This is a genomic window from Klebsiella sp. CN_Kp088 (genome assembly GCF_040064335.1).
Taxonomy (GTDB): Bacteria; Pseudomonadota; Gammaproteobacteria; order Enterobacterales; family Enterobacteriaceae; genus Klebsiella; species Klebsiella aerogenes.
Window position 1 is genome coordinate 430,128 of record NZ_JBEAIQ010000001.1, and the last position, 15,200, is coordinate 445,327.

Consider the following 15,200-nt stretch of genomic DNA (forward strand, 5'->3'; position numbering starts at 1 on the left):
TTAATCGCTCCTTACGCTTTCTCAATGTTGACCAGAAACGCCTTATACTCCGGCGTTTGCGAGTTGGAATCGCCGACGTTAGGCGTCAGGGTGTTGGCGATGTAGCCTTTACGCGCCACACCTTCAAAGCCCCAGTGCAGCGGGATACCGACGGTTTCTACCTGCTGGCCGTTGACGTTCAGCGTGCGCAGTCGACGGGTCACTACGGCAACCGCGCGAATAAAGCCACGCTTGCTGCTGACTTTCACCCAGTCACCATTAGCGATACCTTTGCTTTTCGCCAGCCCTTCGCTGATTTCGACAAACTGTTCCGGCTGCGCAATCGCATTGAGCAGCGCGTGCTTGGTCCAGGTATGGAAGTGTTCGGTCAGACGATAGGTAGTACCGACATACGGGAACTTATCCTTCTTACCTAAGCGAATGGCGTCATCTTCGTATAAACGCACCACCGGGCTGGAGACCACATTGGGGTGCAGCGGGTTGGTGCCAAGCGGCGTTTCCATCGGCTCGTAGTGTTCCGGGAACGGCCCTTCCGCCAGTTTATCGAGCGCAAACAGGCGCCCAAGCCCCTCTTGCTGCATGATAAACGGCCCGGTGCTGCTCCCCGGCGGCGCGGTATTGAAGTCCGGAATATCATTACCGACCCACTTACTGCCGTTCCACTGGATCAGCATCCGCTTCGCATCCCACGGCTTGCCATTAATGTCGGCTGAAGCGCGGTTATACAGCACGCGGCGATTGAGCGGCCAGGCCCAGGCCCATCCCAGTGTATTACCAAGCCCCGAAGGATCGGCGTTATCGCGATTCGCCATCTGGTTACCCTGCTCGGTCCAGCAGCCGGTGTAGATCCAGCAGGACGACGCGGTGCTGCCGTCATCGCGCAGCAGCGCGAAGCTATTCAGCAACTCTCCTTTTTTCGCCAGCAGCACCCCATTACCATCGTAGAGATCCGCCAGCGCATAGCCGTTGTTCTCTTTTGCTACTTCTTCCGATTCCGGATGATCTGGCTGCTTATAGCTCCAGCTCATGTTCAGCAGCGGTTCCGCGCCCTTACCGCCTTCGCGACGGTACAGCTCACGTAGACGGTGATAGATCCCGGCAAGAATTTCGCCATCGTTGCGCGCTTCGCCCGGCGCGTCCTGGCCTTTCCAGTGCCACTGCAGCCAGCGCCCGGAGTTGGCGATCGAGCCATCCTCTTCGGCAAAGCAGGTCGACGGCAGACGGAAGACTTCGGTCTGAATAGCCGACGGGTCGACATCATTAGACTCGCCGTGGTTCTGCCAGAAGGTCGAGGTTTCGGTCACCAGAGGGTCGATAACCACCATATATTTCAGCTTACTGAGGCTACGCACCACTTTGTTTTTGTCCGGGAAGGACGCTACCGGATTGAAGCCCTGGCAGATATAGCCGGTAACTTTGCCGTTATCCATCATATTGAAGTACTTGATAACGTCGTAGGCCTGATCCCATTTCGGCAACCAGTTGAAGCCCCAGTCATTCTCTTTCTGCGCCGCATCGCCGTAGAACGATTTCATCAGGCTGACGAAGAATTTCGGGTAGTTGCTCCAGTAGTTCACCTGGTCGGCCAGCGTCGCTTTTGGCGTGTTGGCGCTAAGATAACTTTGCAGATCGCTCTGTTTATCTGACGGCAGCGTCAAATAACCCGGCAGGCTGGTCGACAACAGGCCCAAATCGGTCAGACCCTGAATATTGGAGTGTCCGCGCAGGGCGTTGACGCCGCCGCCTGCCATGCCCATGTTGCCGAGCAGCAGCTGGATCATCGCCATGGTGCGAATGTTCTGCGCGCCGACGGTGTGCTGCGTCCAGCCCAGCGCATACAGGAAGGTGGTGGTGCGATCCGCGACGCTGGTTGAAGCCAGTACCTCGCACACTTTGAGGAAGTCTTCTTTCGGCGTACCGCAGATGTTTTCAACCACTTCCGGCGTGTAGCGGGAAACGTGCTGCTTGAGCAGATTCCACACACAGCGCGGATGGCTGAGCGTTTCATCGCGTTTCGCGTAGCCATTTTCATCGAACTGGTAGTTCCAGGACGATTTATCATACTGGCGCTTTTCCGCATCGTAGCCGCTGAACAGGCCATCTTCGAAGGTAAAATCATCCCGCACCAGCAGGCTGGCGTTGGTGTAATGCTTAACGTACTCGGCATTGATCTTATTATTTTCGATCAGGTACAGCAGCACGCCCGACAGGAACGTAATGTCGGTACCGGAACGAATCGGCGCATAGATATCGGCCACCGACGCGGTACGCGTAAAGCGTGGGTCGACGACGATAAGCGTGGCATCGTTATTGTTTTTCGCTTCCATCGCCCAGCGGAATCCCACCGGATGCGCTTCCGCGGCGTTGCCGCCCATCACCATCACGACGTTAGCGTTTTTGATATCAACCCAGTGGTTGGTCATCGCACCGCGACCAAATGTTGGAGCAAGACTTGCTACCGTTGGTCCGTGTCAGACGCGCGCCTGGTTGTCTACCGCCAGCATGCCAAGTGAGCGCACAAATTTTTGCGTCAGCATGCCGGTCTCATTACTCGCCGCCGAGGCGCACAGCATCCCGGTGGAAAGCCAGCGGTTAACCGTCACGCCCTGCTCGTTCTTTTCAATAAAGTTGGCGTCGCGGTCGGCTTTCATCAATTTGGCGATGCGGTTAAAAGCTTCATCCCAGGAGATGCGCTGCCATTTATCCGAGCCCGGAGCGCGGTATTGCGGATACCGCAGGCGGTTTTCGCTGTGGACGTAGTCCAGCAGACCGGCGCCTTTCGGGCACAGGGCGCCGCGGCTTACCGGATGATCCGGATCCCCTTCGATATGATAAATCGCTTCTTTGGCGTTTTTCGCGCCGTCGCCCAGGCTATAAATTAATAGCCCGCAGCCCACGGAGCAGTAAGTGCAGGTGTTGCGGATCTCTTTTGCGCGCAGCAATTTGAAATTGCGTGCCTGAGCCAGCGCCATTTTAGGGGCAAAGCCCAGTGCAGCAGCTGTTGTTCCGGCCATACCGCCTGCGCAGATTTTAAAAAACTTTCTGCGGCTGACGTCCATTGATTCCTCCATGCAGGATGTTAGTTCATCGCGCGGAGGAAACTAACAGCAATATCCCTTTTTTTATTGCGTCAAATCAAGGTCGCCAACGCTCGCCCCCTTAAGAGTCAGCGGTGGCGAGTTTGACTAACCCCAAAGAGTTATGCGAAGCGGAAAAGATCGACCGCCGGGAGGCAAAAGATGTTATAAATTCCGGCTGCGTTTGAGTCATTATCGGGTTAAACATGGAAAAAAAGAGAGCGACGTCAATCGGCTTCGCCGCCATTATATTATGGAGCACAATGGTCGGTTTGATCCGCGGCGTCAGCGAAGGGCTTGGCCCTGTCGGCGGCGCGGCGATGATTTATAGCCTCAGCGGCCTGCTGCTCATTTTCACCGTCGGCTTTCCCAACCTGCGCCAAATCCCGCGTCGCTATCTGTTGGCCGGCAGCGTGCTGTTTGTCAGCTACGAGATCTGCCTCGCCCTGTCGCTGGGTTTCGCCGCCACCCGCCAGCAGGCTATCGAAGTGGGGATGGTCAACTACCTGTGGCCCAGCCTGACCATTTTGTTCGCCATTCTTTTTAACGGTCAGAAAAGTAGCTGGCTGGTGATCCCCGGCTTATTGCTGGCGCTGTTCGGCGTGAGCTGGGTGCTCGGCGGCGAACACGGGCTCAACCTCGATGAAATTATCAATAACGTCATCTCCAGTCCGCTGAGCTACTTTCTGGCATTTATCGGCGCGTTTATCTGGGCGGCCTACTGCACGGTGACCGCGAAATATGCCAAAGGCAAAAATGGGATTACGCTCTTCGTCTTATTAACGGCACTGACCCTGTGGCTGAAATTTTTCGCCAGCGCTCAGCCGCCGATGCTGTTCAGTTGGCCGGTGGTCATTAAGCTGATAACGGTCTCCGTGGCGCTGGGGCTGGCGTACGCGGCGTGGAACGTTGGCATCCTGCACGGCAACGTCAGCCTGCTGGCGGCGGCGTCGTACTTCACGCCGGTGCTCTCTTCCGCGCTGGCGGCGGTGCTGCTCAGCGCCGCCTTATCGTGGTCCTTCTGGCAGGGGGCCGGGATGGTGTGTCTCGGCTCCCTGCTCTGCTGGTATGCCACCCGCCGTTAGCCGAGATCGCCGCCCGCCACTGGTATCGTTACGCCGGTGATATAGCTGGCCTCATCGCTGGCGAGAAACAGGATCGCATTCGCCTGTTCCGCCAGCGTGCCGTAACGATGCATCAGGCTGCTCGCCACCGTCTGATCGACAACCTGCTGATACCACGCCTTTTCCTGCTCGCTCGGCAGCTCATCGTTGCGCGGCGTCAGACGCGGCGGCGCCTCCGTACCGCCCGGCGCGACGGCGTTAATCCGAATACCGCTGCCGCTGTACTCCATGGCAATCGAGCGAGTCAGCGCATTCACGCCTCCCTTCGCCGCCGAATAAGGCACCCGGTTCACCCCTGCCGTCGCCACCGACGAGATATTGACGATGCTGCCTTTCCCCTGTTTCAGCATCCAGGGGAGCGCCGCGCGGCAGCCCCACAAGGTAGGGAACAGCGAGCGGCGGATCTCTTTCTCAATTTGTTCTGGCTGATACTCGGCGAAAGGTCGCGCCCAGATGGTGCCGCCGACGTTGTTGATGAGCACGTCGAGGCGGCCGAAATGCGCGACCCCGGCGGCAAACGCCTGTTCAGTACTCTGCCACTGCTCAAGGTCAGCCTCCAGCGCCAGTACCTGACTTCCGGCCTGGGCTAAAACGGCAGCCAGTTCGTGTACGTAAGGCGAGCGGTCAATCAGCAACAGGGCGCCGCCTTCAGTTGCCGCCTGCTCCGCGGTCTGCCTGCCAATCCCCTGCGCCGCGCCGGTAATAGCGACGACTTTATCGGTAAAACGCATCATGCCTCCTTATGCCGCCGCGCTCTGGCTGGCGATAAATTTCTCATACCAGAACCCTGCCGGGGAAATTCCCCTTTCGCGCAGCGCCGTGGCGACCGCATTTACCATCGGCGGCGGTCCGCAAAGATAGATGTCAACGTCGCCGTTATTCAGCATCGCGTCATCCAGATGTTCGGTGACAAAGCCGCGCTGTGGGCAGGAACTGCTTTCATCCGCCACCACCGGCAGCCAGCGATACCCCGTAAGCTGTTGAGCAAAGGTGTCCAGCGCGTCGGTTTTCACCAGATCACCGTCACGGGTCACCCCGTACAGTAGCGTTACCGGACGCTGACTACCCTGTGTCTGCAGGGTGTGTAACATGGACAGCAGCGGCGCCAGCCCGGTACCGCCCGCCAGCATGAGCAGCGGGCGTTCGCCGCTGCGCAAATAGAAGCTGCCCATGGGGCCGCTGAGGGTCAGGCGGTCGCCGGGCCGCGCCTGCTGGGTTAACCACTGGCTCATCATGCCGCCAGGCACGTTACGAATCAGAAAACGCCCTTCGAGAGAACCCGGCAGCGAGCTGAATGAGTAGGCGCGCACATGAGTCGTGCCCGGCACCTGAATATTGATATATTGCCCCGGCAGAAAAGCCAGCGGCTCATCCAACGCGACCACCAGTTCGATGGCGGTATCGGACAGTAAATTCACCTGCCGCACCTGCGCCCCGGTGTCGGTCAGCGCGGTTTTACACTGCGCGGCGGCCACCGGCACATCGATCACACAATCGCTGGTCGGGACCATCTGGCAGGTCAGCACCTGGCGAGCCTGCGCCTCGTCGTCGCTTAACGCCTCGTCGAGATAATCTTCACCCAGATCGTATTCACCGCTGGCGCAATGGCATTTGCAGGTGCCGCAAACGCCGTCCGAACAGTCCATCGGCAGGTTAACCTTCTGACGATAGGCCGCATCCAGCACCTTCTCCCCGGCATGGCATTGAATAAAGCGGGTAATGCCGTCCTCAAAATTAAGAGCAATATTAAAAGTCATAAGCGCCTCTTAAATGTGGTAAACGTCGATAACCTGACGGATATAGTCGTTATTCAGGCGTACCGTTTTACGAACGATCTGCGGCCTGCCGTCCTGCTCAATTAGCGTGCAGCAGGTAGAGCCAAAATAGGCATCCGTGTGTTGATAGCGATGGCTCCACGTAACCCAGTTGTAGCGCACCGCAAGCCCCTCCTCGCTTTCGCCCATCAGCTCGACATTGCTGATAATGTGCGTGGTGCGCGGTTCCGGCGTGCTGGCGCCGGAACGCTCGGTTTTAATGCGATAGACGCGATCTTCCAGTCCTTCCCGGTTGGGATAGTAGATAAGGGAAATCTCTTTTTGCGGGTCGCGCGTCAGCTGATCATCGTCGCCCCATGCCGGCATCCAGTAGACCACCTGCGGGCTGTAACAGCTCAGCCACTCATCCCACTGACGGTCATCTAACAGACGGGCTTCGTAATAGAGAAACTGGCGAACTTGTTCGAGATTCAACATCAGGCCACCTCCACGCGCTGGGTAATGGACTGGTCGTAACGCTGTTGTTCCTGTTCCAGCGCCGCCAGCATGACCGTTTGCCAATGGTGATGATGGGCGATATACAGCGCTTCATCTTCCGATTTCACCCCGCTTAGCCGCGGCGTAAAGCCCGCATGCCTGGCGTGTTCATCCGGGCCGTCGACCCAACGTAGCGCGCCGCGGCTGAGGTCGCTCCATGCCAGATTTTCGCCAAGATAGCCGCGCTGACAGGCGCTGAACTCTTCCAGATCGTCCGGCGTCCCCATCCCGCTGACGTTAAAGAAATCTTCGTACTGGCGGATCCGTAGCGCCCGCGCCTGGTCGGCTTCGCCTTTAGGCGCAAAGCACCAAATGGTGACTTCGGTTTTATCGACCGCAATCGGGCGGATCACGCGGATCTGGGTAGAAAACTGATCCATCAGATAGACGTTGGGGTACAGGCACAGGTTGCGGGTTTCATTGACCATCTGGTCGGCGCGTAGTTCGCCGAATTCCGCCTGCAGACGCTCGCGGTGGGCATAGACCGGGCGCACTTCCGGGTTCAGCGCCCGGGTCCACAGCAACATGTGGCCATTGTCAAAACCGTAGCCGCCGCCGACGCTCTTTGACCAACCGTTGGCGTCAACCGCATGCGTCCCTTCCGCTTCATAGTTGCGGCGTGACATGGTTGAGGCATAGTTCCAGTGCACCACGCTGACGTGATAACCATCGGCGCCGTTCTCTGCGCCCAGCTTCCAGTTGCCTTCGTAAACGTAGCTCGACGAACCCTTTAGCACTTCCAGCCCTTCCGGCGCCTGATCGACGATCAGATCGATGATTTTGCTGGTTTCGCCGAGATACGCCTCCAGCGGCTGCACGTCGGCATTGAGGCTACCGAATAAGAAACCGCGGTAAGACTGAAAACGCGGCAGTTTTTGCAGATCGTGAGACCCTTCATGTTTGAAGGTGTCAGGATAGGCGCCGGTGCTCTCATCTTTGGCTTTTAATAATTTGCCGTTATTGCTGAAGGTCCAGCCGTGGAACGGACAGGTAAACGAATTTTTATTCCCGGTTTTGCGTCGGCATAACATGGCGCCGCGGTGGGCGCAGCTATTAATTAATGCATGCAATTCATTCTTTTTATCACGGGTAATAATAACCGGCTGCCGTCCCAGCGTCAGGGTATAATAATCTCCCGGCTCGGCAATCTGGCTTTCATGGGCAAGAAAAACCCAATTTCCTTCGAAGATATGTTTCATTTCAAAATCAAACAACTGCTGGTCGGTAAATATAGAGCGGTGGCAACGGTAAATATGATTTTCACGGTCGACAATTAACGCGTTGTTAATTTTGTCTTTAAGCGCTGATAGCGTTTTTTGCATGAGTTAACTCCTCCTGCAGGATTCAGGATTAAAGATATTTGGCGAATGTGGTGACTATCGGGTGTAGAGCGCGGCCCGGGCCAGCAGCGTGACCGGGGCCGCTAAAGCAGATTACTCTTTGGCGCGCAGACGGGCGCCTCGATGCTCTTCGTCGGGGCTCAGCGCTTTACAGAGGGTGAAATCAAAGCGCACTTCGGTATGCTCGCCGTCCAGTTCACGCTGTGCAATCGTCTCGCGGTCGCTCACTTTCACCGGGTCGGCAATCAGACCATCGCGGGTGGCAAAGGCAAAATCATCCCACAGGTATTTGTCGCCGCTGAGGTTGATCTGGCTGGTCAGATGTTTATGGCCCGGCGCGGAGACGAAGAAGTGAATGTGCGCCGGACGGTTACCGTGGCGGCCTAACTGGTCCAGCAACTTCTGAGTTGGACCATCCGGCGGGCAGCCGTAGCCGGATGGCATGATACTGCGCACGCTATAGCGGCCATCGGCGCCGGTGCGAATACGACGACGCAGGTTGTAGTCGCTCTGGCTTTGATCGAAGAACGAGTAATTACCCAGGGTATTGGCGTGCCAGATATCAACGATGGCATTAGCAATCGGCTGGCCCTGATTATCTTTAACCTGGCCGTGCAGCCACATCACTTCGCCGGCATCGGTGCCATCATCCATGCGGGCATGGCTGTCGGCCAGCGGGGCATTGGCTACATACAGCGGCCCTTCGATGGTGCGCGGGGTACCGGTTTCACGATGCGCCGCCGCGTCGATAGCGTCCTGACGCAGGTCGAGGAAGTGCTCAAGACCAAGACCCGCCGCCAGCAGCGCCGCCTCCTGGCGCCCACCCAGCTCGTGCAAATAGTTCACCGCATGCCAGAACTCTTCTTCGGTGACGTTATAGTCATCGATCAGCGTGCAGATATTTTCCAGTAAACGGTGGACAATGGCTTTAAAGCGTTCATTACCGCCAGGGACATTTAAACCCGCGCCTTCACGTAATAATTTCTGCACGGCTTCTTGTTGTACGAAAGCATTACTCATAATTATTCTCTCTTATCATTGTAGGATATTTGCCGGGGCCCCCGGCATGAGGTCGACGTTATTATTATTAGCTATCGTCTTCACGAATCGACGAGGGATGACGGCACAGCGCCTCTACGCGAATATCCATAAATGGATACAGCGGCAATCCCATTAAAATTTGATGCAGCTCTTCGGCATCTTTTACATCGAAAATGCTGACATTGGCGTAAAGACCGGCGACACGCCAGATATGTCGCCACTTGCCTTCACGTTGTAATTGTTGCGAATAGGCTTTTTCGCGTTGTTTAATTTCATCCGCTTCGGCGGCAGGAAAACCGATCGGAATATTAACGGTCATATCAACTTTAAATAGCATTATTTTCTCCTGTTATGCTTTACGGGAATAGAAGCGCAGCTTGTCTTCATCCAGCTCCACCCCGAGCCCTGGCGTTTGCGGCAACACCACCTGACCGTCGGCAAAGGTCAGCGGAACGCTGACAATATCGTCTTTGAGTAGCAGCGGGCCGAACATCTCGGTTCCCCACTGCATTGGCAATGTCGACCAGGCATGCAGAGAAGCAACGGTACCCACGGTTCCTTCCAGCATCGTGCCGCCATACAGGCCAACCCCCGCCGCCTGCGCGACGCGGGCCAGCGCCAGCACGCTATTCGGCCCGCCCGCTTTGGCGATCTTCAGCGCGTAAGCGCCGGTAAAGCCCTGCTGCGCCAGTTGATAGCCATCGTATGCGGTCGCGACCGCTTCATCCGCCAGAATCGCTGTCTCGATTTGCTGGCTCAGGCGCACCAGCGCTGCATTGTCCTGCGCGCTCACCGGCTGTTCGATGAGATCGACCCCCATCGCCGCCAGCTCTCGGCACCCTTTCGCGCCGGTGGCGGCATCCCAGGCCTGGTTAACGTCAACGCGAATGCTGGCGCGATCGCCTAAAGCTTCGACAATGGCGCGGGTATGGCGGAGATCGGTGGCTAATTCCCGCGCGCCAATTTTCAACTTGAATGCCTGATGGCGGCGCTCGGCTAACAGCTTTTCCCCTTCGGCAATATCTTTTGCGGTGTCGCCGCTGGCTAACGTCCACAGCACCGGCAACGACGTTTGCAGCGCGCCGCCGAGTAGCGCCGATACCGGTAAGCCTAAGGCTTTCCCCTGGGCGTCCAGCAGCGCGGTTTCAATGGCAGACTTTGCGAAAGTATTGCCTTTAATGGCGCTGTTCATACGCGCCGTCAGCGCATTCAGATTATCGGCCGGCTGCCCTTTCAGCAGCGGCGTCAAATAGTGGGTCAAGGCCGATGCGATAGCCTCCGGGCTCTCGACGCCGTAGCTCAGCCCGCCGATGGTCGTCGCTTCACCGATACCGCATACGCCATCGGAACGGGTAATGCGCACGATGACCAGCGTCTGGCAGCCCATGGTGGTCATCGATAATTTATGTGGCCGGATAGTCGGTACATCCACTAACCAGCTCTCAATGCGTTCTACGGTCGCAGTCATTTTTTGTTCCTGAAAGATGCATAACTTTTTGTACCCACATCCATAACGGGGATGTCTGTGCTTTGACAATAGGGTCCAGCCTGGCGGATGGTCAACGGCGATAATCGAAATGTTGTGCGATTATCGGCACGCTTGTTAAATTGCGGTTAATAATGTGATCGAGGTGGTAAAACAGGCACAATTCGCCGCGCCCTGGTTTGCGCGCGGTATAGTGATTCCCCGTGAGCTTTACGTTGCAACGGAGAAAGATGCAATGAGCGACAATACCCACACTACGCTGAGCGCCAGGCAGGCCGAGCACGACCCCAATTTTATGCTGTCTCTCGCCCGCGGGCTGGAAGTGCTCAATGCTTTTACTCCGCAGCGCCAGCGGCTGACCATTTCGCAGTTAAGTCAAAAAACGCAAATTTCCCGCGCGGCGGTGCGCCGCTGCCTGTATACCCTGGCGGCGCTGGGGATGGTGCACAGCCCGGACGGCCGCAGCTATGAACTACTACCGCGCGTACTGGCCGTGGGCCACGCCTATCTGGCGGGAACCCCGCTGGCGAAAGTGGCGCAAACGGCGCTGGATAATCTTGGTAAGACGTTAGGAGAAAGCTGCTCCGCCGCCACGCTTGATGGCGACAACGTACTGTATATCGCCCGCGCGGCGGTCAATAACTTACTGAGCGTCGATCTGGGACGCGGCAGTCGCCTCCCGGCATGGACGACTTCAATGGGACGGGTATTGCTGAGCGCGCTGCCAGAAGAACAACTTGAAGTGACACTGTCACGCGCACATCTTATGCGCTACACCCCGCATACCCTGTGCGACCCCACGGCATTACGCGCGGAAATAGCTAAAGTTCGCATGCAGGGCTATGCGCTGGCGGACAGGCAAATTGAAGTTGGATTATGCTCGCTTGCGGTACCGCTGCTGTCGCGCAGCGGCCAGGTGGTGGCGGCCCTCAACGTTGGCGTCCCCGCCTCTTCGATGAGCGCCGCGGCGCTGAAGGAGAAAGCCCTCGCGCCGCTGCGTCGCGCGGCGATGGAGCTTTCTCTTCAGCTATGACATTACCGTGGCTCCGGCGTATTGGCCAGCCCGCGCCAGATCCCCAGCGCCAGCAACAACAGCAGAACGCCAGCCGTCGCCAGCGAAATGCTATGGGCGCTAATGAACGCGGTTTTCGCCGCCGCAATCAGTGAATCTGCCGGTATCGCGGGGAGCGATTGCGCCACCTTCATCGCCTCGCCGATGGACGATGAGGCCTGTACCGCTGCCTCACCGCCAATCCCGGCAGGCAGTTCAATCGCCGAACTGTAGCTACGGGTCAGGATCAGGCCGAACAGCGCAATACCAAGCCCCGCGCCCAATTCATAGGCCATGGTTTCAATGGCGCCTGCCGCCGACGCCTTCTCTTTCGGTGCCGCCGCCATGATCGCCGACGTTGACGCCAGCAGCGCGCTGGCGGCGCTAAAGCCCAGCAGCGTCATTAACCCCCACGCCTGCCACTGTTGGGTGCTGAAGTCGGTCATCGACAGCCCCAGGAAACTCAACGCGCTCAGCAACATACCGCCGGTCGCCACCTGCCGCAGCCCCAGTTTAGATACCAGCATTCCGGCAATCGGCCCGCTAAAGCCGCTGGCTACCATCACCGGTAGCATAAACAGCCCGGCCTCGAACGGTGTTTTCTGATGCACAAACTGCAGCTCCTGCGCCATCAGCAATTCAAAACCGACCAGCGTAATGAGCGCGGTCATCGCCATCATCACCCCGCTCAAAATAATGCGGTGGGTGAAGAGACGCATATCCACCATCGGCGTCGGCATCGACAGCTGCTTGCGGACAAACCAGGTCAACATGGCCGCGCCGCCGATAGCCACCAACACAATCAGCCACAGCGCCAACTGCCCCTTTAACGCTGACTTAGCGCTAAATACCAGCATCAGAATGGCCGCAATCAGGATCAGCGCCTGCGGCAGATTCAGCGGCTGCTCGCGGCGTGCGGGCTGACGGGGCACGACCTTAGCGTTGATGGCGATGACCAGCAGCACGATTGGCACGTTGATCAGGAACACCGATCCCCAGTAGAAATGTTCCAGCAGCATGCCGCCCACCAGCGGGCCAAATGCCGCGCCGCCGGAGCCCACCGCGGCCCATAATCCCAGCGCCATGTTACGCTGGCTGGCTTCGGCGAAAGTGCCGCGGATCCCGGCAAGCGTCGCCGGCACAATCATCGCCGCACCAACCGCCAGCAGCGCGCGGGAAATAATCAGCGTTATCGCCGACGGCGACAGCGCGGCGCACAGCGAAGCGATGCCAAAAATAGCGCTACCGAGCAGCAACAGGCGCTTAAAGCCGATTTTATCGCCTAATGCGCCCATCGGCAGCACCATACCGGCCATCACCAACGAATAGATATCAATGATCCACAGTAGCTCATTGCCGCTGGTGCCAAGCGCGACGCTGAGCGTCGGGGCGGCTACATGCAGCACCGTTGCGTCAATCGCCACCGGGATATAAACCAGCAAAATCGCCATCAGCGTTAACCATTGCCGAAACATACTTCTTTTCCTCAATTTATCAAATTGGACACGCGTCCAGGATTGCGATCCTGCCGGATTGTTGAACGCCTGTCCAACTTTTTGTTACCATCATCCCATCACCTCTTGGTTACAGGTCGCTATGCACTATTTAAATCGGGAAGCGCGTCGGGAAGTTATCATGCAGGCCGCCATGCGAGTGGCGCTAAATGGCGGCTTCAGCGCCATGACCGTGCGCCAGATAGCCAGCGACGCCGGCGTCGCAGCAGGTCAGTTACATCATCATTTTGCCTCGACCGGCGAGCTAAAAGCGCAGGCCTTTATCCGCTTGATCCGCGAAATGCTCGATATTCAGCTGCTGACCGATGACGCCTCCTGGAGCGAACGCCTGTTTTCATTACTTGGCAGCGAAGATGGCCGTCTCGAACCCTATATCCGCCTGTGGCGGGAAGCGCAGATTTTGTCCGGTAGCGATGAGGAAATTAAGGCCGCATATCTGCTTACCATGAGCATGTGGCATGATGAAACGGTCACGGCGATTAATCGCGGCGCCGAAGCCGGTGAATTTCAGCCGCAGGATACGGCTGATAATATTGCCTGGCGTCTGATTGCTCTGGTTTGCGGGCTGGATGGCATTTACGCGCTGGGGATGCAAGCGATTGACGACGCGGCATTTATCCGTTACTTAAAACATTATATCGCGCTGGAACTCCCTCAGGTTTAGGTTACATTTAGTAACAATTGACCGCCCTTCATTGTCGGCGTGAATTCTTTCACGCCTCGATTCTTATCTATCCTCAAACAATACAATTATTAAAAACAGCTGAAGCTTAATTCCAGCCTGCATAGTTTCAGCTGTTTTTTATTTATCCTTTTGATCTCGTACGCTTTAGTGAGGATGTTATGTCGATAGAAGGTGATAAAAAGAATCATTATCTTTTAAAAGATTGGCGACCAGAAAATGAAGCCTTCTGGGAAAATAAAGGAAAAGCGATTGCGCGCAGGAACTTATGGATTTCCGTATTTTGTCTGTTACTCGCCTTCTGCGTCTGGATGTTATTTAGCGCAGTTGCGGTCAATCTCAATAAAGTGGGTTTTAATTTCACTACTGACCAGCTCTTTTTATTAACGGCGCTACCTTCGCTTTCCGGCGCAATATTACGCGTACCCTACTCCTTTATGGTACCTATTATGGGTGGGCGCTACTGGACGGTTATTAGCACGATTATTCTGGTGATTCCCTGTTTATGGCTGGGTTTGGCAGTACAAAATACAACTACCCCGTACTGGGTATTTATCGCAATTTCGTTACTCTGCGGTTTTGCCGGCGCCAACTTCGCCTCCAGTATGGGCAACATCAGCTTCTTCTTCCCCAAGGCCAAACAAGGCAGCGCATTAGGGATTAACGGCGGACTCGGCAATCTCGGGGTCAGCGTGATGCAACTGGTCTCTCCTATTTTTGTCTTCCTGCCGATTTTTACCTTTCTGGGCGTTCGCGGCGTAGAGCAACCGGGCGGCGCCATGCTGTGGCTCGGCAACTCACCGCTGCTGTGGGTGCCGTTACTGGTTATCGCCACCGTTTTCGCGTGGTTTGGCATGAACGATATTGCCAGTTCCAAAGCTTCAATTCGCGATCAGCTACCGGTGTTGAAACGCCCGCATATGTGGCTGCTAAGTCTGTTGTATCTGGCCACCTTCGGCTCGTTTATTGGCTTCTCCGCCGGCTTCGCGATGCTGGCGAAAACCCAGTTTCCGGATGTCGATATCCTGAAACTGGCCTTCTTCGGCCCGTTTATCGGCGCGCTGGCGCGCTCCTTCGGCGGTATCATTTCCGACCGCCTGGGCGGCGTACGGGTGACGCTGGTCAACTTCATTCTGATGGCGGTCTTTACCGGGCTGCTTTTCCTCACCCTGCCGGGCTCCGGTTCCGGCAGCTTCTTCGCCTTCTACGTGGTGTTTATGGGCCTGTTCTTAACCGCCGGGCTTGGCAGCGGTTCCACCTTCCAGATGATCGCCGTGATCTTCCGTCAGCTCACCATTGATAGCGTGAAAAAGCGCGGCGGCAGCGACGAACAGGCCCAGCATGAAGCGGTGACCGATACCGCTGCCGCGCTCGGTTTCATCGCCGCAATTGGCGCCATCGGCGGCTTCTTTATTCCAAAAGCCTTCGGTACCTCTCTGGCCATGACCGGCTCGCCGGTGGGTGCGATGAAAGTCTTTTTTGTCTTCTATGTGGTTTGCGTGCTGGTGACCTGGCTGGTCTACGGGCGCCGTAAACCAGCACAACCATAACGACCTATTTACCGGATGGCACG

At 56.8% G+C, this 15,200-nt stretch carries 12 protein-coding genes and 1 pseudogene; 4 read left to right on the forward strand and 9 right to left on the reverse strand.

Features of this window, described 5'->3' with window-relative positions; translation table 11 throughout:
* Positions 1-11: 11 nt before the first annotated feature.
* Positions 12-3,059, reverse strand: a complete 3,048-nt coding sequence (gene fdnG, locus ABLV08_RS02115) for a formate dehydrogenase-N subunit alpha (RefSeq protein WP_348855486.1) — start codon at positions 3,057-3,059, stop codon at positions 12-14.
* 224 nt (positions 3,060-3,283) lie between these two features.
* On the opposite strand from fdnG, the gene yddG reads away from it, so the two are divergent.
* A complete protein-coding gene (gene yddG / locus ABLV08_RS02120) occupies positions 3,284-4,162 on the forward strand; it encodes an aromatic amino acid DMT transporter YddG (RefSeq protein WP_015705524.1) in 879 nt (292 codons plus the stop codon).
* Here yddG and ABLV08_RS02125 read toward each other — a convergent pair.
* The 7 genes and pseudogenes from ABLV08_RS02125 to ABLV08_RS02155 form a co-directional block, all read right to left on the reverse strand.
* Entirely contained in the window at positions 4,159-4,932 is a 774-nt protein-coding gene (locus ABLV08_RS02125; RefSeq protein WP_032708144.1) for a 1,6-dihydroxycyclohexa-2,4-diene-1-carboxylate dehydrogenase, read from the reverse strand. The genes yddG and ABLV08_RS02125 overlap by 4 nt on opposite strands.
* Before the next feature lie 9 nt (positions 4,933-4,941).
* Entirely contained in the window at positions 4,942-5,958 is a 1,017-nt protein-coding gene (gene benC, locus ABLV08_RS02130; RefSeq protein WP_032711713.1) for a benzoate 1,2-dioxygenase electron transfer component BenC, read from the reverse strand.
* 9 nt (positions 5,959-5,967) lie between these two features.
* The gene (gene benB / locus ABLV08_RS02135) at positions 5,968-6,453 is read right to left on the reverse strand and encodes a benzoate 1,2-dioxygenase small subunit (protein WP_020078694.1); all 486 of its coding nucleotides are present in this window, start codon (positions 6,451-6,453) and stop codon (positions 5,968-5,970) included.
* Positions 6,453-7,835 (reverse strand): Rieske 2Fe-2S domain-containing protein, encoded by a 1,383-nt coding sequence (locus ABLV08_RS02140; protein ID WP_020078693.1) that lies wholly within the window; start codon positions 7,833-7,835, stop codon positions 6,453-6,455. Before ABLV08_RS02140 ends, benB begins: the two co-directional genes overlap by 1 nt.
* 111 nt (positions 7,836-7,946) lie before the next feature.
* Complete coding sequence (catA, locus tag ABLV08_RS02145) at positions 7,947-8,873, reverse strand: catechol 1,2-dioxygenase (protein WP_015366455.1); 927 nt, start codon at positions 8,871-8,873, stop codon at positions 7,947-7,949.
* Positions 8,874-8,940: 67 nt separating this feature from the next.
* On the reverse strand, positions 8,941-9,231 hold the full coding sequence (gene catC, locus ABLV08_RS02150) for a muconolactone Delta-isomerase (RefSeq protein ID WP_015366454.1): 291 nt from the start codon (positions 9,229-9,231) through the stop codon (positions 8,941-8,943).
* Between the two features lie 12 nt (positions 9,232-9,243).
* Positions 9,244-10,406, reverse strand: a pseudogene (locus tag ABLV08_RS02155) (muconate cycloisomerase family protein).
* Between the two features lie 209 nt (positions 10,407-10,615).
* Between ABLV08_RS02155 and ABLV08_RS02160 the strand changes: the two are divergent.
* Positions 10,616-11,413: an IclR family transcriptional regulator C-terminal domain-containing protein gene (locus ABLV08_RS02160; RefSeq protein WP_015705530.1), complete on the forward strand. Its 798-nt coding sequence runs from the start codon at positions 10,616-10,618 to the stop codon at positions 11,411-11,413.
* A 2-nt stretch (positions 11,414-11,415) separates the two neighbouring features.
* On the opposite strand, the gene ABLV08_RS02165 is transcribed toward ABLV08_RS02160, so the two are convergent.
* Positions 11,416-12,906, reverse strand: coding sequence for an MFS transporter (locus ABLV08_RS02165; RefSeq protein ID WP_348855489.1), 1,491 nt, complete (start codon positions 12,904-12,906; stop codon positions 11,416-11,418).
* Positions 12,907-13,027: 121 nt separating this feature from the next.
* On the opposite strand from ABLV08_RS02165, the gene ABLV08_RS02170 reads away from it, so the two are divergent.
* Entirely contained in the window at positions 13,028-13,609 is a 582-nt protein-coding gene (locus tag ABLV08_RS02170; protein WP_015705532.1) for a TetR family transcriptional regulator, read from the forward strand.
* A 179-nt stretch (positions 13,610-13,788) separates the two neighbouring features.
* On the forward strand, positions 13,789-15,177 hold the full coding sequence (locus tag ABLV08_RS02175) for a NarK family nitrate/nitrite MFS transporter (protein ID WP_015705533.1): 1,389 nt from the start codon (positions 13,789-13,791) through the stop codon (positions 15,175-15,177).
* Positions 15,178-15,200 lie beyond the last annotated feature (23 nt).

What these genes read in the sequence shown, in the direction of transcription:
- yddG (WP_015705524.1), top strand. Translation starts at nt 3,284, where the DNA reads ATGGAAAAAAAGAGAGCGACGTCAATCGGCTTCGCCGCCATTATATTA.
- ABLV08_RS02125 (WP_032708144.1), bottom strand. Translation starts at nt 4,932, where the DNA reads ATGCGTTTTACCGATAAAGTCGTCGCTATTACCGGCGCGGCGCAGGGG.
- benC (WP_032711713.1), bottom strand. Translation starts at nt 5,958, where the DNA reads ATGACTTTTAATATTGCTCTTAATTTTGAGGACGGCATTACCCGCTTT.
- benB (WP_020078694.1), bottom strand. Translation starts at nt 6,453, where the DNA reads ATGTTGAATCTCGAACAAGTTCGCCAGTTTCTCTATTACGAAGCCCGT.
- ABLV08_RS02140 (WP_020078693.1), bottom strand. Translation starts at nt 7,835, where the DNA reads ATGCAAAAAACGCTATCAGCGCTTAAAGACAAAATTAACAACGCGTTA.
- catA (WP_015366455.1), bottom strand. Translation starts at nt 8,873, where the DNA reads ATGAGTAATGCTTTCGTACAACAAGAAGCCGTGCAGAAATTATTACGT.
- catC (WP_015366454.1), bottom strand. Translation starts at nt 9,231, where the DNA reads ATGCTATTTAAAGTTGATATGACCGTTAATATTCCGATCGGTTTTCCT.
- ABLV08_RS02160 (WP_015705530.1), top strand. Translation starts at nt 10,616, where the DNA reads ATGAGCGACAATACCCACACTACGCTGAGCGCCAGGCAGGCCGAGCAC.
- ABLV08_RS02165 (WP_348855489.1), bottom strand. Translation starts at nt 12,906, where the DNA reads ATGTTTCGGCAATGGTTAACGCTGATGGCGATTTTGCTGGTTTATATC.
- ABLV08_RS02170 (WP_015705532.1), top strand. Translation starts at nt 13,028, where the DNA reads ATGCACTATTTAAATCGGGAAGCGCGTCGGGAAGTTATCATGCAGGCC.
- ABLV08_RS02175 (WP_015705533.1), top strand. Translation starts at nt 13,789, where the DNA reads ATGTCGATAGAAGGTGATAAAAAGAATCATTATCTTTTAAAAGATTGG.